Source organism: Ruania albidiflava DSM 18029 (assembly GCF_000421225.1).
GTDB lineage: Bacteria > Actinomycetota > Actinomycetes > Actinomycetales > Beutenbergiaceae > Ruania > Ruania albidiflava.
Window position 1 is genome coordinate 60,565 of sequence record NZ_ATWL01000003.1, and the last position, 20,889, is coordinate 81,453.

The following is a 20,889-nucleotide window of genomic DNA, read 5'->3' on the forward strand; positions in this document are numbered from 1 at the left end:
GGCGATGAGCTCTCCCAGCGTTAGCTACTCGATCACTGTCCGACTGGAGATGCCCGCGCAGCCGTCCGCGGTGAGCACCATCACTACCACTGTGGAGCACGCTGGCGGCGTGGTCACCGCTGTGGACGTCTCCGCCTCCGGGGTGGACCGGTTGCAGGTGGACGTCACCTGCGCCACCGGTGGTGAGGACGAGGCCAAGCAGATCGTGGACGCGCTGGGCACCATCGCCGGAGTGGTGATCGGCCGCGTCTCGGACCGCACCTTTCTCGCTCACCTCGGCGGCAAGATCGAGATCCAGCCGAAGATGCAGATTCGGCACCGCGACGATCTGTCCCTCATCTACACCCCAGGTGTCGGCCGGGTGAGCCAGCAGCTGGCCGCCCACCCCGAGGACGCCGTCCGGCTGACCATCAAGCGCAACACGATCGCCGTGGTGACCGACGGCTCGGCCGTGCTCGGTCTGGGCAACATCGGCGCCACGGCGGCACTGCCGGTGATGGAGGGCAAGGCCGCGCTGTTCAAGCGGTTCGCCGGGATCGATGCGTTCCCGATCTGCCTGGACACCCAGGATGTGGACGAGATCGTGCGGACGGTGAAGATCATCGCTCCGGTGTTCGCCGGCATCAACCTGGAGGACATCTCCGCCCCGCGCTGCTTCGAGATCGAGGACCGGCTGCGCGAGGAGCTGGACGTGCCGGTGTTCCACGACGACCAGCACGGCACCGCGATCGTTGCCGTGGCTGCGCTGACCAACGCGTTGAAGGTGGTCGGCAAGGACCTGACCAGCGTGCGGATCGTGCAGTCCGGGGCCGGTGCCGCCGGGTCGGCGATCCTGCGTCTGCTGCTCGCTGCCGGAGCCACCGACGTGGTGGTCGCCGACGTGCACGGGGTGATCCGCCCGGACCGGGAAGACCTCGACCCGTCGCTGACCTGGATCGCTGAGCGCACCCACGGCGACGAGTACGAAGGCCGCACCCTGCACGACGTGATCCGCGGTGCGGACGTGTTCATCGGCGTCTCCGCCCCGAACCTGCTCACCGAGCACGACGTTGCCTCGATGGCCAAGGATGCGGTCGTGTTCGCACTGGCAAACCCGTTGCCGGAGATCGACCCGGTGATCGCCACCCGGCACGCGGCTGTGGTGGCCACCGGCCGCAGCGACTTCGCCAACCAGATCAACAACGTGCTCGCGTTCCCCGGCGTGTTCCGTGGCCTGCTGGACGGTCGCTCCACCCGGATCACCAACGAGATGCTGCTGGCGGCGGCGTACGCGCTGGCCGATGTGGTCACCCCGGACGAGCTGAACGCGACCTACATCGTGCCGAGCGTGTTCAACCAGAACCTGCACACCCAGATCGCCGCCGCAGTGCGTGCCGCCGCCGAGCAGGATGCCGAGTCCCGCCCGCCGGTCACCCAGGTCTGAGGGCCTGGGCCGACCTGCGCGCAGGTCAGCGGTACTGGGCGACCAGCGGACAGGTGAACGTGTCCCGCACGCCCAGGCCGACCTCGTTCAGGTGCCGGACGACGATCACGTACGAGGTCCACAGGCTGGTCTCGGTGTAGGTGACCGAGTGCTCGGCGCAGAACTTGCGCACCATCGGGGCGACCGCCCGCAGGTTCGGCCGCGGCATGTTCGGGAACAGGTGGTGCTCCACCTGGAAGTTCAGCCCGCCCATGACCACGTCCACCCAACGCCCACCGGTGATGTTCCGGCTCATCAGCGTCTGCCGGCGGAGGAAGTCCAGTCGCAGGTCCTTCGGCACGATCGGCATGCCCTTGTGGTTCGGCGCGAACGAGGCGCCCATGTACAGGCCAAACACTGCCAGCTGCACACCGAGGAACGCAGCAGCAACCCCCGGGGACAGGACCAGGAACAGGAACGCGGGGAAGCCGAGCAGCCGTACGGCCAGTAGCGTGACCTCCAGCCCGCGCCGTTTCAGCCGGTCCCGGCTGAGCACGCGACGGGTGCTGGTCACGTGCAGGTCCAGCCCCTCCAGGAGCAGCAGCGGGAAGAACGCCCACCCCTGCCGGCGCACGAACCAGTCGGTCACCGGGTGCCGGCGTGCATCGGCCTGCTCCGGGGTGAAGGACACCACCGGCAGATCGATGTCCGGGTCGGCACCGCGCTTGTTCGGGTTCGCGTGGTGGCGGGAGTGCTTGCTCTGCCACCAGCCGTGGCTCAGGCCCACGAACAGGTTCGCCAGGATGAGCGCCGTCCAGTCGTTCCACTTTCCGGAGGCGAAGATCTGCCGGTGCGCGGCGTCATGGCCGAGGAAGGCGATCTGGGTCATCAGGATGCCCATACCCGCGGCCACGGCCAGCTGCCACCAGGAGTCACCGACGAGAAGGATGACGCCGAAGGTCGCCAGGAACGCGGCTCCGGCGCCGGCTAGGCGGAGCCAGTAGTAGCCGTACCGGCGCTCCAGCAGGCCGGTGGTGCGGACAGCAGCAGTCAGTGCGGTGAACTGGCTGACGTGCCGGTCTCGGGGGCGTTCGGGTGCGGTGGCGGTCATGGTCGCCTCCAGGAGGGTGGGGTGGACCCGAACTGCGGGTCCGTCAAGAGGTCGGAGGCGTGCCGACGACGTCGTCGGTGGGGTGGTTGTGGGGTGGTCCAGGACCTCGTCCACCTGGGTGCCGGCAGCCCCGCTGAGGGGCCGCCGGCAGTGCGCTGGATCAGAGAGCGCGGACGCTGGCGGCCTGCGGACCCTTCGGGCCCTGGGTCACCTCGAACTCCACGCGCTGGTTCTCCTCCAGCGAGCGGTAGCCGTCGGCCTCGATGGCCGAGTAGTGCGCGAACACGTCCGCGCTGCCGTCCTCAGGGGCGATGAAGCCAAAGCCCTTCTCGGCGTTGAACCACTTCACAGTTCCTGTGGTCATGGGGTTTCTCCTACCAAATGTTCCAAGCCGACCGTCGGCCTGGGAAGCCACGGTGTCCGTCGACTTCATCTGGTGAAGAAAAACGCCCCGGAGCCTCGGCGGCTGGGGCGTTCGACGTTCGTTCACTGCAACCTTGTCTGTGAGTGTACATGGGATCCGGGGGAAGTGATAGTGCGCTGACGTGATGTGCGGCACGAGCTGGGCACGGAGTGTGCCGTCTCGCCGGGACAGCCCGGTAGATTCTTGCTGTGGCACGACGGCGGATCTCCCCTGGCGAAGGTCGGCGCGCCCTGGCGGCATGGCAGGGTGGGCAGGCGCAGCCTGCGCAGGTGCGCACGGCGGTGCGGTACACCCTCGAGGAGCTGGCCGAGCGGGTGCCGGGCACCTCGGTCGAGGTACGCGTACCGCCAGCGGGGGTGGTGCAGGTGATCGAGGGGCCCCGGCACACCCGCGGCACCCCACCGAACGTCGTGGAGACCGACCAGGACACGTGGTTGCGGCTGGTCACCGGTGACCTGACCTGGACGCAGGCGCTCGCCGCCGGGACCGTGGCCGCCTCCGGCCAGCGGGCCGACCTGGATGCCGTGCTACCCCTGTTCGTCCGCTAGCGTCGAGCCATGAGCAGTGAGCAGGGCCGCGTCCCCGCCTCCGGGCCCTCCCCGGCCGAGGACGCTGTGGATCCGCACCTGGACGCTGATCGCGTCGCTGCTGCGCAGGAGCGCACCGACGGGCAGGACGATGCCCCTTCGGAGGCGGAGATCACCGCCGCCGGCGGGAAGGTCGTGGGCGAGGCGCCGATCGCCGCCGTCGTGGACCCGTCCCGGGTACGGCGTGCCCCCCGGTACAAGCGGTTCGCCGTGCTCGGCGGTCTCCTCGGCGTGCTGATCGCTGCGATCGCCACCCCGCTCGCGAACTACGACAGCGAGCAGGCGATGATGCAGGGGGTCGGCTCGGGAACCCTCTTCCTGGTGCTCGCCGGCACTCTGGTGCCGTTCGGGATCCTGGTGAGCTGCGCCGTCGCGATGTTCAGCGACCGAGCGGCTCGGACACCGGAACGGGCGAAGAAGAAGCGGAAGACGAAGGAACCGCGATGAGCGCGACCCGCGCAGCGCCTGCGCCGACGGGTCGATCACCCCGCACCGCTCCATCGGAGGTACGTGCGGCGGTCTGAGTAGTGGGCTCAGATGCGATGGGGCGGTGCCGGTGTGGGACGATAGGCCCGTGGTACGCGGTGACGGTCAGCTCACGCACGACATCCTCCCCGGAGAGAAGAGCCCGCAGGACGCCTGCGGTGTCTTCGGCGTCTGGGCCCCCGGCGAAGAGGTCGCCAAGCTCACCTACTTCGGGTTGTACGCCCTGCAGCACCGCGGTCAGGAGTCCGCCGGGATCGCCACCAGCAACGGGCAGCAGATCCTTGTCTACAAGGACATGGGGCTGGTCTCCCAGGTGTTCGACGACGTCGCGCTGAGCACCTTGACCGGGCACATCGCCCTGGGGCACACCCGCTACGCCACCACCGGCGCCCGCACCTGGGAGAACGCCCAGCCCACCCTCGGCCCCACCGCCTCGGGCACGCTGGCCCTGGGCCACAACGGCAACCTCACCAACACCCGCGCACTCATCCGCCTGGCCGCCGAGCGCTACGACGCCCAGCTGCCCGACGACGGCGCCGACTGCGCCTCGGACACCACTGTGCTCACGGCCCTGCTGCACGGCGACAGCGAGCACACCCTCACCGAGACCGCCCTGGACGTGCTGCCCCGGCTGCGCGGCGCGTTCTCCCTGGTGTTCATGACCGAGAACACCCTCTACGCCGCCCGCGACCCGCAAGGTATCCGCCCGCTGGTGCTCGGCCGGTTGGAACGCGGCTGGGTGGTGGCCTCCGAGACCGCCGCGCTGGACATCATCGGTGCCGCCTTCGTCCGGGAGATCGACCCTGGTGAGCTGCTGGTGATCGACGCCGACGGGTTGCACTCCCAGCGTTTCGCCGAGGCCCGGCCGAAGGGGTGCGTCTTCGAGTACGTCTACCTGGCTCGCCCGGACACCACGATCGCCGGCCGCTCGGTGAACGCCGCCCGGGTGGAGATGGGGCGCGCGCTGGCCCGGGAGCACCCGGCTGAGGCGGACCTGGTGATCCCGGTGCCGGAGTCCGGCACTCCGGCGGCGATCGGCTACGCCACCGAGTCCGGCATCCCGTTCGCCCAGGGTCTGACCAAGAACGCCTACGTGGGCCGCACCTTCATCCAACCCAGCCAGACGATCCGCCAGCTCGGTATCCGGCTCAAGCTCAACCCGCTGCGCGAGGTGATCAACGGCAAGCGGCTCGTGGTGGTGGACGACTCGATCGTGCGCGGCAACACCCAGCGCGCGCTGATCCGGATGCTGCGCGAGGCGGGCGCCGCCGAGGTGCACGTGCGCATCTCCTCCCCGCCGGTGCAGTGGCCCTGCTTCTACGGCATCGACTTCGCCTCTCGCTCGGAGCTGATCGCGAACGGGCTGGACGTGGCCGCGATCGGCCGCGGCCTCGGCGCCGACTCTCTCGGCTACATCTCCACCGACGGGATGGTCGCCGCCACCGGCCAGCCACCCGACCGGCTGTGCACTGCCTGCTTCACCGGTACCTACCCCGTGCCGGTGGAGCGCGACCAGGCCGGTGACCTCGCCGGCCATCCTGACCTGCCGCTCGGTGCCCCCGAGGACGGCCTGCACTCGTTGTCCGTGTCCCAAGGCGGAGCTGGAGCGCTGCTGCACCCATGACTGAACCGACCCCTGCGATCACCTACGCCTCCGCGGGCGTGGACACCGAGGCCGGCGACCGGGCCGTGGAGCTGATGAAGGACGCCGTACGTGCCACCCACGGCCCCCAGGTGCTCGGCGGTGTCGGCGGCTTCGCCGGTCTGTACGACGCCTCGGCGCTCACCGGCTACCGCCGGCCGCTGCTGGCCAGCTCGACGGACGGGGTGGGTACCAAGGTCGCCATCGCCCAGGCGCTGGACCTCCACGACACCATCGGCTTCGACCTGGTCGGCATGGTCGTCGACGACATCGTGGTCGTCGGCGCCGAGCCGCTGATGATGACCGACTACATCGCCTGCGGGTCGGTCGTGCCCGAGCGGATCGCTGACATCGTCCGCGGGATCGCCGCCGCCTGCCAGGTGGCCGGGACCGCCCTGGTCGGTGGGGAGACTGCCGAGCACCCGGGTCTGCTCGGGCCGGCCGAGTACGACGTGGCCGGGGCGGCCACCGGCGTGGTCGAGGCCGACGACCTGCTCGGACCGGAACGGGTACGCGCCGGGGACGTGCTGGTGGCGCTCGGCTCCAGCGGACTGCACTCCAACGGCTACTCGCTGGTGCGCCGGGTGATCGAGGTCGCCGGGTGGCAGCTCGACCGGCAGGTGGACGAGCTGGGCCGCACCCTGGGCGAAGAGCTGCTCGAACCCACCCGCGTGTACGCCGCCGACTGCCTGGCCCTCGCCCGCGACGAGGCGCCGCAGGTGCACGCGTTCACGCACGTGACCGGTGGCGGGCTGGCCGCCAACCTCGCCCGCGTGCTGCCCGCCGGGCTGGTGGCGGACGTCCGCCGCGACTCCTGGGTGGTCCCACCGGTGTTCGACCTGGTCCGCCGGCTCGGCTCGGTGCCGTGGGCCGACCTGCAGAACACCCTCAACCTGGGTGTGGGCATGGTGGCAGTCGTGGCCCCGGACGGCGTGGCGGCGACCCTGGCGGCTTGCGCAGAGCGCGGTCTGCCGGCCTGGGAGCTCGGCACAGTGCGTCCCGCCGCAGCGGTCCCAGAGCACGAGGCGCCGGTGGTCACCGGCACCAAGGGCGTGCAGGGTGGTGCGGTACGCCTGCTCGGGCAGTACCGCACCGGCTGAGCCGGTGACGGCGCAGCTCGCCCCGTGCGCTCCAGCCACCACGGGTGGGCACGGGCACCCCGCACGAACGTCCGACGTCGCAGCTCACCTGGGCACGCGCCGCTGCGGTGCGTGCCGCCTGAGCAGCGCAGACCGAGGTGGGTCGAACCGCCCCGGTGCGCTCCGCCGTCGTGCTGCTGGACAGCGCAGACCGCGGTGCCGGATCAGGTCAGCATGCGCTCCGCCGCCGGCGGGCTGCCGACGACGTGACGATGGCCAGGTGAACGCGGAGCGCCGAGCTCAGCGACGACGGGACGGTGACGAGTGCCAGTCGTCTTCGTCCTCCGCGGGCGGAATCTCGTACCGGTCCGCGAGGTCGGTCTGGGTTGCAGAGGACAGCTCGCGTTCGAGTGCCTGGTAGTCCGTCTCGGGGCTGTAGTACTTCAGCTTCCGAGCGACCTTGGTCTGCTTTGCCTTCTGACGGCCGCGCCCCATGGCGTGACCCCCTCCACCTTCGGTGCCGGCGCCACATCGTCCGAAGACGTAGCGACACCGGGAATTGGTCATTTGTCGTGAGACAACCGTACCGCGAAGCACCCGCAAAGGGCGAACCCGCAGGGCGCGGACGGCACGTTGCCCGCAGTTATCTGTCTCAACAAACGAGACGTCTCACTTCTTCCTGCGGACGATGGCGGCTGTGGTGATGGCGGCGGCCACCGCGGCGACGGCACCCAGGATGCCGAGCGCCTTCGGGTCCTTCGCCTTGACGTCGTCGGCGAACGACTTGCCCTGCGCGGTGACGTCTGCGAACTTCTGTCGCGCCTGGTTGCGGATCTCTTCGACCTGCCGGCGCGGATCCACACGGTCGGAGAGCTGGTCCACAGTGCGGGTGAGCTCCTCGCGGGTGCGCTGCAGGTCGGCCTCGATCTCCGCCACAGTGCGCTTCTTCGGTCGTTCGCTCACTTGGAGACCCCCTGCTTGATCGCCTGGACGTCCTTCATCACGCTCTCCTTGGGCTGAGGTGTCTGGCCGCGCTGCAGCATCGTCTTGCCGACCAGCGCCAGGATCGCGGTGATCACCAGCACAGCGCCAGCCACGATCAGCGCAGCGGCCCAGTACGGCAGCACCGTGGCCAGGCCGAACATCGCGGCGGTGAGCAGCCAGCCCAGGCCGAACAGGCCGAACACAGCGGCGCCGGCGAACAGGCCAGCACCGACGCCGACCGACTTGCCCTTCTCCGCGATCTGCGCCTGCAGCAGCTGCAGCTCGTCCCGCAGCAGCCTGGACAGGGAGTCGGTGAGCCTGCCCACCAACGCGCCGATCGAAGGTTCGGCCTCCCGTGGGGTGTTGCCCTTCGTCTCGCTCACCGTGTCTCACCTCTCGCTGACGTCCCTCTGCATGCCGGTTCCTGGTCCACCGACACCTGCGATGCCCTTACCCAACCGTGCTACCGGAAGTTCGGCAACACGCAGTCTACGGAGACACCCGCTCACCCCACTACTTGACCGACGAGATGAATTCATCGCGAGTTCGCCAAATCCACCCCACAGACAGGTCAGGCACGACTACCGTAGGCCGATGTCCATCATGTGAGAAAGGTCTCAGTCATGACGCACGAACCGCGCGGGCGGGCGCACCACGGTGCACGATCCCTGGCCGCGATCGCAGCGGCGGCACTCATCAGCGCCGGGCTCACCACGCCCGCGTTCGCCGATGACGACGCAGCTCAGAACCTGCAGCAGGAACCGGAGGGTGCGCAGGAGACGGCCGCGCCGGAGGAACCGACCCAGCAGGCGGGGGCTGAGGAACCGACCGGCGAGGCAGGGGACGCTGATGCCCAGCCGCTCGCCGACGGTGACATCTTCATCAGCGAGATCCATTACGACAACGCCGGCACCGACAGCGGTGAAGCGATCGAGGTGCAGGCCCCCGTGGGCACCGACCTGGCCGGCTGGACCCTGGTGCTCTACAACGGCAGCGGTGGGACCACCTACGACTCCGACCCGCTGCCCACCCCGGTGCCCGATGCCAGCGTGGTGGTGGTCGACTACCCGGCGAACGGCATCCAGAACGGCTCGCCGGATGGCGTTGCACTGGTGGACGCCGACGGCGCCGTGGTCGAGTTCCTCTCCTACGAAGGTGAGCTCACCGCGACCAACGGGCCAGCGGCGGGGCTCATCAGCACCGACATTGGCGTCGCGGAGAGCGGTTCCGAACCGGTCGGCCAGTCGCTGCAACGCATCGACGGCACCTGGACCGGGCCCGCCGAGAACTCGTTCGGCGAGCTGAACAGTAGTGATGGAGATGACGGCGATGATGGAGATGACGGCGATGATGGAGATGACGGCGACGACGCCGAGGGCGTCGAGCTGACCATCGCCGACATCCAGGGCGAGGGCGCCCAGGCCCCGGTCGATCCGGCCGAGCTGGTGACCACCCGCGGCGTGGTGACTGCGGTCTACGCCACCGGCGGGTTCAACGGCTACTACATCCAGACCGCTGGTACCGGTGGCGAGGAGACCTACACCGCCTCCCAGGCCGTGTTCGTCTTCTCCCCGGCGACCGTCGACGACGTCGCGGTCGGTGATCACGTCGAGGTCACCGGCTATGTCGAGGAGTACAACGACCTCACCGAGATCAGCGTGGCCGCCGGTGACCTGACCGTGCTGGACGAGACGGCCGCCCCGGTGCTGCCGGTGGTGGACTTCGAGCTGCCCGCCACCGACGCCGAGCGGGAGGTGTACGAGGGCATGCTGGTCGCCCCCAGCGGCGACTACGTGGTCTCCGACACCTACGCCCTGGGCGGCTGGGGCGACAGTGCGTTCGGCTCGATCGGTCTCGGCCTGGACGGCCCGTTGGTCACCCCGACCGATGTGGCCGCTCCCGGCAGCGCGGCGTTCGACGAGGTGGTGGCGGACAACGCTGCCCGCGCGGTCACCCTGGACGACGGGCAGTCGGCCCGCACCAGCTCCGACGCGCAGGTGCCGTACCTGACCGGTGCACCGAACCTGCGCACCGGGGTGGGGGTGACGTTCCACGAGCCGGTGGTCGTGGACTACCGGTTCGGCTGGAACTTCCAGCCCACCGCCCCAGTCACCGGGAACGCAGACGAGCTGGTCACCTTCGAGGGCGGCAGCACGCGCGAGGCGAACGCGGCCCCGCAAGACGTGGGCGGCGACCTGGAGCTGGCCACGTTCAACGTGCTGAACTACTTCACCACCTTCGGTGAGGACCTGCCCGGCTGCACTGCCTACACCGACCGGGACGGTGTCCCGATCTCGGTCAGCGGTGGGTGTGATGCCCGCGGCGCCTGGGACGAGACTAACCTGCAGCGTCAGCAGGACAAGATCGTGGCGGCGATCAATGCCCTGGACGCGGACGTCGTCTCCCTGGAGGAGATCGAGAACTCAGCGAAGTTCGGCAAGGACCGGGACGCGGCGCTGGCCGACCTGGTGGAGGCTCTCAACGAGGCCGCCGGCACCGAACGCTGGGCCTACGCGCCGTCCCCGGCCGAGCTGCCGGACCTGCCCGATCAGGACGTGATCCGCACGGCGTTCATCTATGACCCGGCCACGGTCGAGCTTGCGGGCGACTCGGTGGTCCTCACCGGCTCTGCCCCGTTCGACAACGCTCGGGAGCCGCTGGCCCAGGTGTTTACCGCCGCCGGCAGCGACTATGAGTTCCTGGCGGTGGTGAACCACTTCAAGTCCAAGGGTGGTGACTGCGGCGACGTGCCGGAGGGCTGTTACGACGACGAGCGTGAGGCTCAGGCCGCAGCGCTGACCGGCTTCGCTCAGGACGTGGCCGACCAGGCCGGTGTCGAGGACGTGTTCCTGCTCGGGGACTTCAACGCCTACACCGAGGAAGACCCGGTGCACGTGATCACCTCCGCCGGGTACTCCAACCTCAGCGACGGTGAGAGCACCTACGTCTACGACGGGGCGGTGGGGTCCCTGGACCACGTGTTCGCCAACACTGCCGCGCAGCAGCGGGTCACCGGGGTGGACGTGTGGAACATCAACTCGGTCGAGTCGGTGCTGCACGAGTACTCCCGGTACAACTACTTCGACTCCGACCTGTTCGCCCCGGGTACGGTGTACCGAGCCTCCGACCACGACCCGATCCTGGTCGGCATCGACGTGCCGGAGGCGCAGCCGGCGACCGTGGACCTGGACCTGCTGTCCATCAACGACTTCCACGGCCGCATTGAGGCCAGTGGTGAGTCGGCCGGCGGTGCGGTGCTCTCCTGTGCGGTGGACTCCTTCCGGGAGGAGAACCCGAACACGCTGTTCGTCTCCGCCGGGGACAACATCGGTGCCTCCACGTTCACCTCGTTCATCGCCGACGACCAGCCCACTCTCGACGTGCTGAACCAGATCGGGCTGGACGCCAGTGCCTTCGGCAACCACGAGTTCGACAAGGGCCAGGACGACGTGAACGACCGGGTGCTGGCCGCCGCGGACTTCCCGTACCTGGCAGCGAACATCGTGGACGCCTCCGGTGCGCCGGTGTACGACCCGTACACCGTGGTGGAGACCGGTGGCGTGAGCGTGGGCTTCATCGGGGCGATCACCGAGGAGATGCCGTCCCTGGTCTCCCCGGCCGGGATCGAGGGGCTGACCTTCACCGACATCGGCGAGGCGGTGAACAGCTACGCCGCCCAGCTCTCCGACGGGGACGAGGCGAACGGGGAGGCGGACGTTGTCGTGGTGCTGGTGCACGACGGCGCGCCCACCCCCGACCTGGCCAGCGCTGACGGCACCCCGTTCGGTGACCTGGTCTCCGGTGCCGACGAGAACATCGACGCGGTCATCTCCGGGCACACCCACCAGGCCTATGTGCAGGACGTGGACGGCCTGTGGGTGACCCAGACCGGGGAGTACGGCGCGAACCTGGGCCACCTGGCGCTGACCGTGGACACCGCCACCGGTGATGTCCTCGAGTCCACGGCCCAGAACGTGGACCTGGTGCCCGAGCCCGGAGACGACGAGGAGGGCAGCCCGCGCCAGACCTACTGTGACGGTGACCCGGTGGTGCAGGAGATCGTCGACGAGGCGGTGGCCGTGGCCGACGAGCTCGGCTCGGTACCGCTCGGCGAGGTCACCGCGGACTTCAACCGGGCCCGGCAGTCTGACGGCTCGGAGAACCGTGGCGGTGAGTCCACCATCGGCAACTTCGTGGCCGACGTGCAGCTCTGGGCCGCCCAGCGCACCAACCCCGACGCCCAGCTGGCGGTGATGAACCCCGGCGGTGTGCGCGCGGACATCACCTACGCGGCCTCCGGTGACGAGGGGGACGGTGTGCTCACCTACAAGGAGGCGGCAGTGGTGCAACCGTTCGCCGACTCCTTGGTGACCACAGTGCTCACCGGCGACCAGCTGGCGCAGGTGCTCGAGGAGCAGTGGCAGCCCGAGGGCGCGTCCCGACCGTTCCTGCGGCTCGGGGTCTCCGACGGCTTCCAGTACACCTACGACCCGCAGGCCCCGGCAGGTGAACGGATCCTGCAGATGAGGCTGGATGGTGAGCCGGTCACGGCTGATGGGCAGTACACCGTGGTGATGAACTCGTTCCTGGCCGCCGGCGGGGACAACTTCACCACCCTGGCCGAGGGCACGGACACCGCCGACACCGGGCAGAGCGACCTGACCGCGATCGTCGACTACATGGCCGAGGTCGGTACCGCGTCTCCGGACTACGCCCAGCGGGCCGTCGGCGTCACCTGGGTCTCCGACCCTGACGCCGAGTACGCACCCGGTGATGAGCTCGCCATCGACCTGTCCTCGCTGGCGTTCTCCGCCGGTGAGCCGGTACCGGAGGAGGTGCAGCTCAGCCTCGGCGGCCAGGACGTGGGCACCGCTGCAGTTGACGCCACGATCGTGGACACCACCGACCTGGTCGGTCAGGTGCAGGTGCGCATCGAGGTGCCCGACGGCCTCTCTACCGGCGAGAGCGAGCTGGTGGTCAGCGACAGCAACGGCACGAGCGTGAGTGTGCCGGTGACGATCGCCGACGGAGGAGACGAACCCACCGAACCGGGCGGCGACCTGTGGGAGCTCGTGCTGGAGCTGATCGGGAAGATCTGGGACTTCCTGCTGAAGATCCTCTTCCCCTGGTTCCCCTGGTCGTGAGCTGAGGCGGCAACCCCGTCGGAGGTAGCTCCGGCGATCTGAGGTGCTCCGCGCCTCCCTCGGATCGCCCCAGCTACCTCCGATGAGGTGAAGGCCGCTATGCGCTGTCGGGCAGCTCCTGGTGGGTGGCTACCGCCAGCCGGTTCCAGGTGTTGATCGCGCAGATCGCCATCAGCAGGGTGACCAGGTCGGCCTCGGTGAACTCCTCGGAGGCCTGCTGCCACACCTCGTCGCTCACCCCGTGCGCCCCGATCTGGGTCACCTCCTCGGTCAGCGCCAGCGCGGCACGTTCCCGGGCGGTGTAGAGCTGCGGTGCCTCGTGCCAGCCGGCGACCACGTCCAGCTTGCGCTGGTCGAGTCCGGCCTTGCGTCCTTCGGTGGCATGCATGTCCAGGCAGAACGCGCAGCCGTTCAGCTGGGAGGCGCGCACCTTCACCAGCGCGAGCAGCGCTTCGCCCAGCTGGCCGGAGTGCACATACTTCTCCAGCGCCAGCAGCGGAGCGTAGGCCCCCTTGTCGACCTCGGCCACGACCATTCGTGCAGACATACCGCTCCCTTCAGCGGAGCGGGTGGACGGCGGAGAGAAGGACCCCCGTCCGCATCTCGCTCACTTCCACTCTAGTCCTGCGGGGGTACTGGGGGACAGTGGGGCGACGGCGGGCAGCGTCAGCCGAGGCCGGCCACCGTCTCCAGCGCCTCAGTGAGCTCCTCCACCGGGTGCCAGACCGGGAGCCGGAGGAACTGCCGGTGCCCGTCGTGCGGGGAGAACGCCGGTCCAGCAGTGAGCCGCACCCCAGCCCCGAGGGCAGCCTGCGCCAGCGCCACCGCATCGGTGCCGGTATTCACCCACAGACCCGAACCACCGGCCGGCAACCACCACCGCCAGCTCGGCAGCGTCTCGGTGAGCACCCGGGAGACCTCGCTGAACCGGTCGGCGAGGAAGCTGCCGCGGGCGGCCCGCTGCGCTGCGATCTGCGGCAGCAGCAGCACGGCGGCGAGCTGGTCCAGCACCGACCCAGCCAGGTCCAGGCTGCGGCGCAGGTCGGTGAGACGGCTGATCAGCGCCCGCGGCCCGCGGATCCACCCCACCCGGATGCCGCCCCAGAACACCTTCGACAGCGTGCCGACCACCAGCAGCCGGTTGGGGTCCATCACCCGTTCCAGCCCGGGCAGCCGGTCCGAGCGGGTCCAGGACAGGTCGGCACTGGACTGGTCGTCCACCACCAGAGCAGGTCCCGCCAGGGCCTCGGCGACCTGCTGCCGGTGGGCCGACGAGCTGTGCACACCGGTCGGGTTGTGCAGCGAGGGCTGCAGGTACACCAGGTCCGCCCGGCGGGCCGCCCAGCCGAGCAGGTCGGTATCGACCCCTGCGGGCGAGAGCGGAACACCCTGCAGGCGCGCCCCGGTCCCGGCGAACGCCTCCAGCGCTCCGCGGTAGGTGGGGTCCTCGGTCACCACCAGGCTGCCCGGCCCGGTCAGCGCCGTGGCCAGCAGCCACACCGCCTGCTGCGACCCAGCGGTGATCATCACCTCCTCCGGTCCGGTGGGCAGCCCCTGCTCGGTGGTCATCATGGCGACGGCGGTGCGCAGCTCGCGTAGGCCCGCCGGGTGGTAGCCCGCCTCGTCCAGGTGGTGCTCGCCGAGCAGCCGGCCGACCTCCGGCAGCACGTCCGCCAGCAGCTGCGAACCCGGCAACGCACCCGAGGAGAGGTCCAGGACCGGGCGAGCACCGCCGTCATCGAACGACGTGAGCCGACCCTCCCCCTGACCGGTGACCTGCCGCGGATGGCGCACCACCGTGCCCGAGCCGTGCCGGGCGGACAGGTGCCCGGTCTCGACCAGCGCCGCATAGGTGCGGGCCACCGTACCGCGGGCGATACCGAGCGCCTCGGCCAGGTCCCGCTGCCCGGGCATCTGCTGCCCGGCCGGCAGGTGCGCCCCTTCGATGACCTCGGCCAATGCCGCCTGCAGCGCCTGCGCCGACGCACGGCTGCCGTCCTGCCAGTCACCGAGCAGCCGCACCAGCCGCTCTGCCGGGATCCGGACCACTACCGCCACCTTTCGTGGACCACTTCGGCTCAAGTGGACCACACCCGCCGGCACGGCGGGGCGCAGACTGAGAACAGCACCGCAACCTCGAGGAGGAGAAGATGGCAACTGTCGCTCTCATCGGCACGTTGGACACCAAAGGCACTGAGTACGCGTGGCTGGCCGACCAGGTCCGTGGCCACGGCGCGCAGGTGCTGCTGATCGACGTCGGCACCAGCTCCGCGGCCGAGGCGGACGTCACTCCCGCACAGGTGGCCGAGGCCGCCGGCCACGACCTGACCCAGCTGCGCGACGCCGGCGACCGCGGCGCCGCCATGGACGTGATGGCCGAAGGGGCGGCGGTCGTGCTGCTCAGGCTCTTCCAGGAAGGGAAGGTCGACGGCGCGCTCGCCCTGGGCGGGTCCGGCGGCTCCTCCGTGGCGTCCCGGGCGATGCGGGCACTACCGGTCGGGGTACCGAAGCTGCTGGTCTCCACGATGGCCGCCGGGGACGTGGCCCCCTACGTGGGCGAGTCGGACGTGACCATGATGTACTCCGTGGTCGACGTGGCCGGGATCAACTCCGTCTCCGCCCACGTGTTCGGCAACGCCGCCGCCGCGATCGCCGCGATGGCCACAGAGGAGGAGGCCCGCCGGCACCGCCCGGAGACCGAGCACAAGCCGCTGGTCGGGCTGTCCATGTTCGGGCTGACCACTCCCGCGGTGGACGAGGCGCGCGCCGAGCTGACCGACCTCGGCTACGAAGCGCTCGTGTTCCACGCCACCGGTGCCGGCGGGCGGGCGATGGAGAAGCTCGCCACCGACGGCCGCCTGGCCGGAGTCCTGGACCTGACCACCACCGAGCTGGCCGACGACCTGGTCGGCGGCGTGCTCAGTGCCGGACCGCACCGGCTGGAGGCGGCCGGTGCGGCGGGCATCCCGCAGGTGGTCTCCCTCGGCGCGCTGGACATGGTGAACTTCGGCCCCCGCGAGCTGGTCCCGGACCGCTTCGACGACCGCACCTTCGTTGTGCACAACCCCACGGTGACGTTGATGCGCACCACACCGGAGGAGAACACGACCCTGGGTGAGCGCATCGGCGCGAAGCTCGCTGCAGCCACCGGACCGACCGCCGTCGTGCTTCCCCTGGGCGGCCTGAGCGGTATCGACACCGACGGACAGCCGTTCCACGACCCGCAGGCCGACGCGGCACTCTTCGACGCGCTGCGCGGCGCGCTGGCCGGTTCCGCGGTGGAGGTGGTCGAGTCCGAGCAGAACATCAACGACCCCGGATTCGGGCGGGAGGCGGCCCGACGGTTGCACGCCCTCATCACCGCACAAGGCTGACCCGCGCAGCCATACAGCACTGACCGCGCACCTGCGCAGGAAGGAACAGACATGGACCGCAGCACCGCACTGGCCAGGCTCCGCCAGAACGTGACCGACGGGCGGCCAATCATCGGCGGGGGCGCCGGCACCGGCATCTCCGCGAAGTCCGCCGAGGCCGGCGGCATCGACCTGATCATCATCTACAACTCCGGCCGCTACCGGATGGCCGGCCGCGGGTCCCTGGCCGGGCTGCTGGCCTACGGGGACGCGAACGCCATCGTGATGGAGATGGCCGACGAGGTGCTCCCGGTGGTCAAGGACACTCCCGTGCTGGCCGGGGTGAACGGCACCGACCCGTTCCGGGTGATGGGCCGATTCCTCGACCAGGTCAAGGAGGCCGGGTTCGCTGGGGTGCAGAACTTCCCCACGGTCGGGCTGATCGACGGTGTGTTCCGGACGAACCTGGAGGAGACCGGGATGGGGTTCGACCTGGAGGTGGACATGGTCCGGGCCGCCAGCGAGCGTGACCTGCTCACCACCCCGTATGTGTTCGACGTGGACCAGGCGCGCGCGATGGCCGAGGCCGGTGCCGATGTACTGGTGCCGCACATGGGGCTGACCACCAAGGGGTCCATCGGCGCCAGCACAGCGCTCACCCTGGACGAGTGCGTGGACCGCATCCAAGCGATGGCCGATGCCGCCGTGGAGGTGAATCCCGACATCCTCGTGCTCTGCCACGGCGGGCCGATCGCCGAACCGGCCGACGCCCAGTACGTGCTGGAGCGCACCGACGGGGTGGTCGGGTTCTTCGGCGCCAGCTCCATCGAGCGGCTGCCCACCGAGGTCGCGATCCGCGAGCAGACCGAAAGGTTCAAAGCCGTCACGTTCGGTGGCCGATGACGATGAGGCACGAGCAGGAGCAGACGATGAGCACGCACAGCACGCAGCAGACCCTACCCACCGAGACCTTCACCTGGGGATCGATCAAGTGGGGCGTGACCGCCGGGCGCTTCCCCGGTGCCCCGATCACGGTCGGTGAGGTGGTGATCAACCCGACCAAGGGGCACGACGTGCACACCCACCCGGAGTCGGACGAGGTGCTGCACGTGATCGAGGGGGAGGGGGTGCAGACCGTCGGGGACTCCGCGGAGTTCCAAGTGTCGGCGGGGGACAGCATCTACATCCCGCGCGGCACCGAGCACTCCACGTTCAACACCGGGTGGCGCCAGCTGCGGCTGCTGGCGATCTACAGCCCCGGTGGGGCGGAGGAGGCGCTGCGGGAGGCGCCGGACTACCGGGTGCTCTCACCGGGTGCCGCGCCGGTGTGGGAGCGGGCGGACTGACCTGAACTCAGCGCAGTTCTTCGCGCTGGCCGGCACGCTCAGCGAAGGCGTCGATCGCCGCCAGTACTTCGGTGCTGCGCCAGAACGGTCCGAGGCGGTGTTCGGCCTCGGACGTGAGGATTCCGGCGCTGGTGAGCGCGCGCAGCGGGGCAGGACGCGCTCACCAAGCTGCCGATGGGGCTGATGTGGGCGACGCTGACTGCGGGCATAGTCGAGTCAGGCAAGTACAAGGGCAGCTCGACGATCGATGTCCACATCGACGGGTCGAAGGCTGGCAGCTGTCCTGCTTCTCGCGCGGTGCAGCGTCCACAGCATCGGGGGGAACAGCCAAGCGGCACCGAAGCCGATACAAGAAAACCCGCACCGTGGTGCGGGGTTCCCTTTGGTGGCTCCGACCGGCGTCGATCCGGTGACCTTTCGATTTTCAGTCGAACGCTCTACCAACTGAGCTACAGAGCCTGGACACATTCGCCCGGTCATGGTGGTGACCGGGCGAATGTTCGCGACCCCGACCGGACTTGAACCGGCGGCCTCCGCCGTGACAGGGCGGCGCTCTAACCAACTGAGCTACGGGGCCAATGTGGTGCTGACATCATGCCAGCCATATGGAGTTGTCGGTGTGGTTCGTACCCCCAACGGGATTCGAACCCGTGCTACCGCCGTGAAAGGGCGGGGTCCTAGGCCGCTAGACGATGGGGGCCCGGCTGCCCGGGACGTCCGGGACGCCCAAGACCTCGGAAAGCATACGACACCGGGCACCTGCTGGGCAAAACGCCTGGTTGTGACATGGCGCACCAGGAGAATTCCGCGGCAGCGTGCGCTTCGTGTCCGGCTGTGACGCTGGTGTGCGTCGTGGTCGCCGGAGTGCTCGGCCTGCGACACTGAGGGGCGTGATCGACATGTCGCATGAAGAGTTCGAGAACGCCGTGGGTGACGGGCTGGACCTCATCCCGGAGGAGCTTGCTCGGCACATCGACAACGTGGTGGTCCTGGTCGAGGACGAGCCGCCGCCGGAGGCTGAGGAGGCGGACCTGCTCGGGTTGTACGAGGGCACTCCGCTCACCGAGCGCGGTGAGTGGTGGGCGGCCGGGTCGCTGCCGGACCGGATCACCATCTTCAAGGGCCCCACGCTGCGGATGTGCACCAGCCGAGAAGAGGTGGCCGAGGAGGTCGCGGTCACCGTGATCCATGAGGTCGCCCACCACTTCGGCATCGACGACGCCCGCCTGCACGAGCTCGGCTGGGGCTGAGTCGCGCCCGGGCTGAGTCCAGCAGGTGCGGGCGCGGCGCTGTTCGGTGGGGCCCTCGGCGGGCACAGGCGAAGCTGCCGCAGCGATACCTGCTACGCGGCGGCGATACCCGCGGGCACGACCGCGCGGAGGAAGTATCGCCTGAGTCGATTCAACGTGGGCGGGCGGGTGGGTGGTGGGCAAGCAGGTGGGCGGTGACGTCAGTGGGCGAGGGTCTGGCGGGCGGCCCAGGCGCTGGCAACCATGTCCTCCAGCGAGTGCGTCATCTGCCAGCCCAGGTCGCGGGCGGCTGCCGCGCCGGAGGCGACGATCCGCGCCGGGTCGCCCGGGCGCCGGTCGGCGATCTCGGGGGTGAAGTCGATGCCGGTGACCGCGCCGATGGTGTCCATGATCTGGCGCACACTCACGCCGTCGCCGCTGCCGAGGTTGTACACCGGGTCCAGATCCCGGCCGCGGGCCAGCGCCTGGGCGGCGGCCACGTGCGCATCGGCCAGGTCGGCCACGTGGATGTAGTCGCGCACGCAGGTGCCGTCAGGTGTGGGGTAGTCGGCACCGTAGATCTTCGGCGTGCGGCCCTCGGCGAGCGCGTCCAGCACCAGCGGGAACAGGTTGTACGGGGAGGTGTCCGGCAGGTCGGTCGAGCCGGAGCCGACCACGTTGAAGTACCGCAACGAGGTGTGCCGCAGCCCGGCGGCGCGCGCCTGGTCGGCCAACAACCACTCCCCGATCAGCTTCGACTCCCCGTACGGCGACTCCGGGGTGGTGGCGGTGGACTCGGTGACCAGGTCCACGTCCGGGGTGCCGTAGGTGGCCGCCGAGGAGGAGAACACGATCGCCTCCACCTGCGCAGCGGCCATCGCCTGCAGCACGCTCAGCGTCCCGGTGACGTTCTGGGCGTAGGTGTGCAGCGGCCGCTTGACGCTCTCACCGGCGTACTTGAACGCTGCCACGTGCACCACACCGACGCAGGAATGCTCGGTGAGCGCGCGGGTGACTGCATCGGTGTCCAGGATCGAGGCCTGCGCGAACGGCACACCGTCGGGTACGAAACCGGGGTGCCCGCTGGACAGGTCATCGACCACCACCACGTCGATCCCAGCAGCACGGAATGCCTGCACCACGTGCGCACCGATGTAGCCGGCCCCGCCGGTCACCATCCAGGTCATGACTGTGCTCCTTCGTCGAAGTTCAGGGTCGGCATGGTGGCGGACTCGCCGTCGTGCACGTGCGCGGCGACCAGGCTCACCGTCGCCCAGCCGGCAGCGAGCAGCCCGGCGTCGGAGTCCGGTTCGAAGGTCACCTTGTCACTGGCGAACGGTTCGAACAGCAGACGGCGCACCTGCAGCTGGCGTTCGTCGCTCACCGCGGTGAACCGGGCCGGATGGGCGGTGCGCAGCCCCTTCAGCTCGGCCAGCGGGATGTCCGGTACGTTCACGTTCAGCACCCGGTGGTCCTGCTGGTGGCTGCTCAGCCACGCGAACGCCCGCTCCAGCACCGCCGCGGCAGTCTCCCAGTGCTGCGGGGAGCGGGCGGTGATCGAGGTGGCCATCGCCGGGATGTCCTGTGCGGCAGCGGAGATCGCAGCGCCGACAGTGGCCGAGTGCATGATGGCCGGACCCACGTTCGGCCCCAGGTTGATCCCGGAGAGCAGTATGTCTGGGTGCGGGCCCAGGTCCCCGGCCCCGGCGGCGTAGGCGATCAGCGCCGGGCTGGCGTGCACCGCCATCGACTCGATGCTCGCTCGCAGACCGGGTGGCCGACCCGCGGAGACCGTCAGCACCCCGTCCTCGTGCTCTCCGCGCAGCCCGGCGGAGAAACCGGAGTACTCCGCGTTCGGCGCGGCGACCACCACATCGTGCCCTGCGTCCGCTGCCACGTGGGCCAGCACGGTCAGGCCGGCTGAGTCGATGCCATCGTCATTGGTGATGAGTACCCGCATGGGGTCGGGGCTCCTTCTGGTGGGTGGACGACCGGTGCGCACCTGCCCGGCCTGGGTCCATTCTGCCCTGGCTGTGCAGCACGGGGGTGCCCTGGTGGTTGCGATCCGGGCAGATCACGACCACCAGGGCACCCCCGTACAG

20 protein-coding genes and 3 tRNA genes are annotated in these 20,889 nt (G+C 69.8%); 11 read left to right on the top strand and 12 right to left on the bottom strand.

The window, feature by feature from the left end; genetic code table 11:
• The first annotated feature begins 4 nt into the window (after positions 1 to 4).
• A complete protein-coding gene (locus K338_RS20515) occupies positions 5 to 1,423 on the top strand; it encodes an NAD-dependent malic enzyme (RefSeq protein ID WP_022917000.1) in 1,419 nt (472 codons plus the stop codon).
• A gap of 25 nt (positions 1,424 to 1,448) precedes the next feature.
• On the opposite strand, the gene K338_RS0104575 is transcribed toward K338_RS20515, so the two are convergent.
• Together K338_RS0104575 and cspE are read right to left on the bottom strand one after the other, a co-directional pair.
• Positions 1,449 to 2,513, bottom strand: a complete 1,065-nt coding sequence (locus K338_RS0104575) for a fatty acid desaturase family protein (protein ID WP_022917001.1) — start codon at positions 2,511 to 2,513, stop codon at positions 1,449 to 1,451.
• A 160-nt stretch (positions 2,514 to 2,673) separates the two neighbouring features.
• Entirely contained in the window at positions 2,674 to 2,877 is a 204-nt protein-coding gene (gene cspE / locus K338_RS0104580) for a transcription antiterminator/RNA stability regulator CspE (RefSeq protein WP_022917002.1), read from the bottom strand.
• A gap of 248 nt (positions 2,878 to 3,125) precedes the next feature.
• Here cspE and K338_RS0104585 point away from each other — a divergent pair, with 248 nt between their 5' ends.
• The 5 genes from K338_RS0104585 (at position 3,126) to K338_RS26370 (ending at position 7,015) form a co-directional block, all read left to right on the top strand.
• On the top strand, positions 3,126 to 3,485 hold the full coding sequence (locus K338_RS0104585; protein ID WP_022917003.1) for a sterol carrier family protein: 360 nt from the start codon (positions 3,126 to 3,128) through the stop codon (positions 3,483 to 3,485).
• 9 nt (positions 3,486 to 3,494) lie between these two features.
• Positions 3,495 to 3,971: a hypothetical protein gene (locus K338_RS20520; protein WP_022917004.1), complete on the top strand. Its 477-nt coding sequence runs from the start codon at positions 3,495 to 3,497 to the stop codon at positions 3,969 to 3,971.
• A gap of 127 nt (positions 3,972 to 4,098) precedes the next feature.
• The gene (gene purF, locus K338_RS0104595) at positions 4,099 to 5,634 is read left to right on the top strand and encodes an amidophosphoribosyltransferase (protein ID WP_022917005.1); all 1,536 of its coding nucleotides are present in this window, start codon (positions 4,099 to 4,101) and stop codon (positions 5,632 to 5,634) included.
• Entirely contained in the window at positions 5,631 to 6,752 is a 1,122-nt protein-coding gene (purM, locus tag K338_RS0104600) for a phosphoribosylformylglycinamidine cyclo-ligase (RefSeq protein WP_022917006.1), read from the top strand. The genes purF and purM overlap by 4 nt, the downstream gene beginning before the upstream one ends.
• 137 nt (positions 6,753 to 6,889) lie before the next feature.
• The gene (locus tag K338_RS26370) at positions 6,890 to 7,015 is read left to right on the top strand and encodes a hypothetical protein (protein ID WP_022917007.1); all 126 of its coding nucleotides are present in this window, start codon (positions 6,890 to 6,892) and stop codon (positions 7,013 to 7,015) included.
• Between the two features lie 16 nt (positions 7,016 to 7,031).
• Here K338_RS26370 and K338_RS0104610 read toward each other — a convergent pair whose 3' ends face one another.
• The 3 genes from K338_RS0104610 to K338_RS0104620 form a co-directional block, all read right to left on the bottom strand.
• Positions 7,032 to 7,226 (bottom strand): DUF3073 domain-containing protein, encoded by a 195-nt coding sequence (locus tag K338_RS0104610; protein WP_022917008.1) that lies wholly within the window; start codon positions 7,224 to 7,226, stop codon positions 7,032 to 7,034.
• Positions 7,227 to 7,400: 174 nt separating this feature from the next.
• A complete protein-coding gene (locus tag K338_RS20525) occupies positions 7,401 to 7,694 on the bottom strand; it encodes a DUF3618 domain-containing protein (RefSeq protein WP_022917009.1) in 294 nt (97 codons plus the stop codon).
• On the bottom strand, positions 7,691 to 8,098 hold the full coding sequence (locus K338_RS0104620; RefSeq protein ID WP_022917010.1) for a phage holin family protein: 408 nt from the start codon (positions 8,096 to 8,098) through the stop codon (positions 7,691 to 7,693). Before K338_RS0104620 ends, K338_RS20525 begins: the two co-directional genes overlap by 4 nt.
• A 240-nt stretch (positions 8,099 to 8,338) precedes the next feature.
• Here K338_RS0104620 and K338_RS20530 point away from each other — a divergent pair, with 240 nt between their 5' ends.
• Positions 8,339 to 12,859 carry an ExeM/NucH family extracellular endonuclease gene (locus tag K338_RS20530; RefSeq protein ID WP_022917011.1) on the top strand — a complete coding sequence of 1,507 codons (4,521 nt, stop codon included), beginning with the start codon at positions 8,339 to 8,341 and terminating at the stop codon, positions 12,857 to 12,859.
• 97 nt (positions 12,860 to 12,956) lie between these two features.
• On the opposite strand, the gene K338_RS0104630 is transcribed toward K338_RS20530, so the two are convergent.
• Entirely contained in the window at positions 12,957 to 13,406 is a 450-nt protein-coding gene (locus K338_RS0104630; protein WP_022917012.1) for a carboxymuconolactone decarboxylase family protein, read from the bottom strand.
• A 119-nt stretch (positions 13,407 to 13,525) separates the two neighbouring features.
• The gene (locus tag K338_RS25455; RefSeq protein ID WP_022917013.1) at positions 13,526 to 14,908 is read right to left on the bottom strand and encodes an aminotransferase-like domain-containing protein; all 1,383 of its coding nucleotides are present in this window, start codon (positions 14,906 to 14,908) and stop codon (positions 13,526 to 13,528) included.
• Positions 14,909 to 15,009: 101 nt separating this feature from the next.
• On the opposite strand from K338_RS25455, the gene K338_RS0104640 reads away from it, so the two are divergent.
• From K338_RS0104640 to K338_RS20535, 3 genes are read left to right on the top strand one after another with little or no spacing between them, the layout of a single operon-like run.
• The gene (locus tag K338_RS0104640) at positions 15,010 to 16,233 is read left to right on the top strand and encodes a Tm-1-like ATP-binding domain-containing protein (protein ID WP_022917014.1); all 1,224 of its coding nucleotides are present in this window, start codon (positions 15,010 to 15,012) and stop codon (positions 16,231 to 16,233) included.
• Between the two features lie 51 nt (positions 16,234 to 16,284).
• Entirely contained in the window at positions 16,285 to 17,115 is an 831-nt protein-coding gene (locus K338_RS0104645) for a phosphoenolpyruvate hydrolase family protein (RefSeq protein ID WP_022917015.1), read from the top strand.
• A gap of 26 nt (positions 17,116 to 17,141) precedes the next feature.
• Positions 17,142 to 17,558: a cupin domain-containing protein gene (locus tag K338_RS20535; protein WP_040652980.1), complete on the top strand. Its 417-nt coding sequence runs from the start codon at positions 17,142 to 17,144 to the stop codon at positions 17,556 to 17,558.
• A gap of 383 nt (positions 17,559 to 17,941) precedes the next feature.
• On the opposite strand, the gene K338_RS0104655 is transcribed toward K338_RS20535, so the two are convergent.
• From K338_RS0104655 to K338_RS0104665, 3 genes are all read right to left on the bottom strand, one after another.
• Positions 17,942 to 18,017, bottom strand: a tRNA-Phe gene (locus K338_RS0104655).
• A 44-nt stretch (positions 18,018 to 18,061) separates the two neighbouring features.
• Positions 18,062 to 18,135, bottom strand: a tRNA-Asp gene (locus K338_RS0104660).
• A gap of 50 nt (positions 18,136 to 18,185) precedes the next feature.
• Positions 18,186 to 18,258: transfer RNA gene (locus K338_RS0104665), tRNA-Glu, on the bottom strand.
• A 199-nt stretch (positions 18,259 to 18,457) separates the two neighbouring features.
• Between K338_RS0104665 and K338_RS0104670 the strand changes: the two genes are divergently transcribed.
• Positions 18,458 to 18,808 carry a metallopeptidase family protein gene (locus tag K338_RS0104670; protein ID WP_084480651.1) on the top strand — a complete coding sequence of 117 codons (351 nt, stop codon included), beginning with the start codon at positions 18,458 to 18,460 and terminating at the stop codon, positions 18,806 to 18,808.
• A 200-nt stretch (positions 18,809 to 19,008) separates the two neighbouring features.
• Here K338_RS0104670 and galE read toward each other — a convergent pair whose 3' ends face one another.
• Both galE and surE read right to left on the bottom strand, forming a co-directional pair.
• Positions 19,009 to 19,974 (bottom strand): UDP-glucose 4-epimerase GalE, encoded by a 966-nt coding sequence (galE, locus tag K338_RS0104675; RefSeq protein WP_022917018.1) that lies wholly within the window; start codon positions 19,972 to 19,974, stop codon positions 19,009 to 19,011.
• Complete coding sequence (gene surE, locus K338_RS0104680) at positions 19,971 to 20,747, bottom strand: 5'/3'-nucleotidase SurE (RefSeq protein ID WP_022917019.1); 777 nt, start codon at positions 20,745 to 20,747, stop codon at positions 19,971 to 19,973. The genes galE and surE overlap by 4 nt, the downstream gene beginning before the upstream one ends.
• Positions 20,748 to 20,889: the final 142 nt, after the last annotated feature.

Bases quoted from the DNA above. Each gene is read 5' to 3' on its own strand.
- K338_RS20530 (WP_022917011.1), top strand. From the start codon at position 8,339: ATGACGCACGAACCGCGCGGGCGGGCGCACCACGGTGCACGATCCCTG.
- surE (WP_022917019.1), bottom strand. From the start codon at position 20,747: ATGCGGGTACTCATCACCAATGACGATGGCATCGACTCAGCCGGCCTG.
- K338_RS20520 (WP_022917004.1), top strand. From the start codon at position 3,495: ATGAGCAGTGAGCAGGGCCGCGTCCCCGCCTCCGGGCCCTCCCCGGCC.
- K338_RS0104575 (WP_022917001.1), bottom strand. From the start codon at position 2,513: ATGACCGCCACCGCACCCGAACGCCCCCGAGACCGGCACGTCAGCCAG.
- K338_RS20535 (WP_040652980.1), top strand. From the start codon at position 17,142: ATGAGCACGCACAGCACGCAGCAGACCCTACCCACCGAGACCTTCACC.
- K338_RS0104645 (WP_022917015.1), top strand. From the start codon at position 16,285: ATGGACCGCAGCACCGCACTGGCCAGGCTCCGCCAGAACGTGACCGAC.
- K338_RS0104640 (WP_022917014.1), top strand. From the start codon at position 15,010: ATGGCAACTGTCGCTCTCATCGGCACGTTGGACACCAAAGGCACTGAG.
- cspE (WP_022917002.1), bottom strand. From the start codon at position 2,877: ATGACCACAGGAACTGTGAAGTGGTTCAACGCCGAGAAGGGCTTTGGC.
- K338_RS20515 (WP_022917000.1), top strand. From the start codon at position 5: ATGAGCTCTCCCAGCGTTAGCTACTCGATCACTGTCCGACTGGAGATG.
- K338_RS0104610 (WP_022917008.1), bottom strand. From the start codon at position 7,226: ATGGGGCGCGGCCGTCAGAAGGCAAAGCAGACCAAGGTCGCTCGGAAG.
- purM (WP_022917006.1), top strand. From the start codon at position 5,631: ATGACTGAACCGACCCCTGCGATCACCTACGCCTCCGCGGGCGTGGAC.
- galE (WP_022917018.1), bottom strand. From the start codon at position 19,974: ATGACCTGGATGGTGACCGGCGGGGCCGGCTACATCGGTGCGCACGTG.
- K338_RS0104630 (WP_022917012.1), bottom strand. From the start codon at position 13,406: ATGTCTGCACGAATGGTCGTGGCCGAGGTCGACAAGGGGGCCTACGCT.
- K338_RS0104670 (WP_084480651.1), top strand. From the start codon at position 18,458: ATGTCGCATGAAGAGTTCGAGAACGCCGTGGGTGACGGGCTGGACCTC.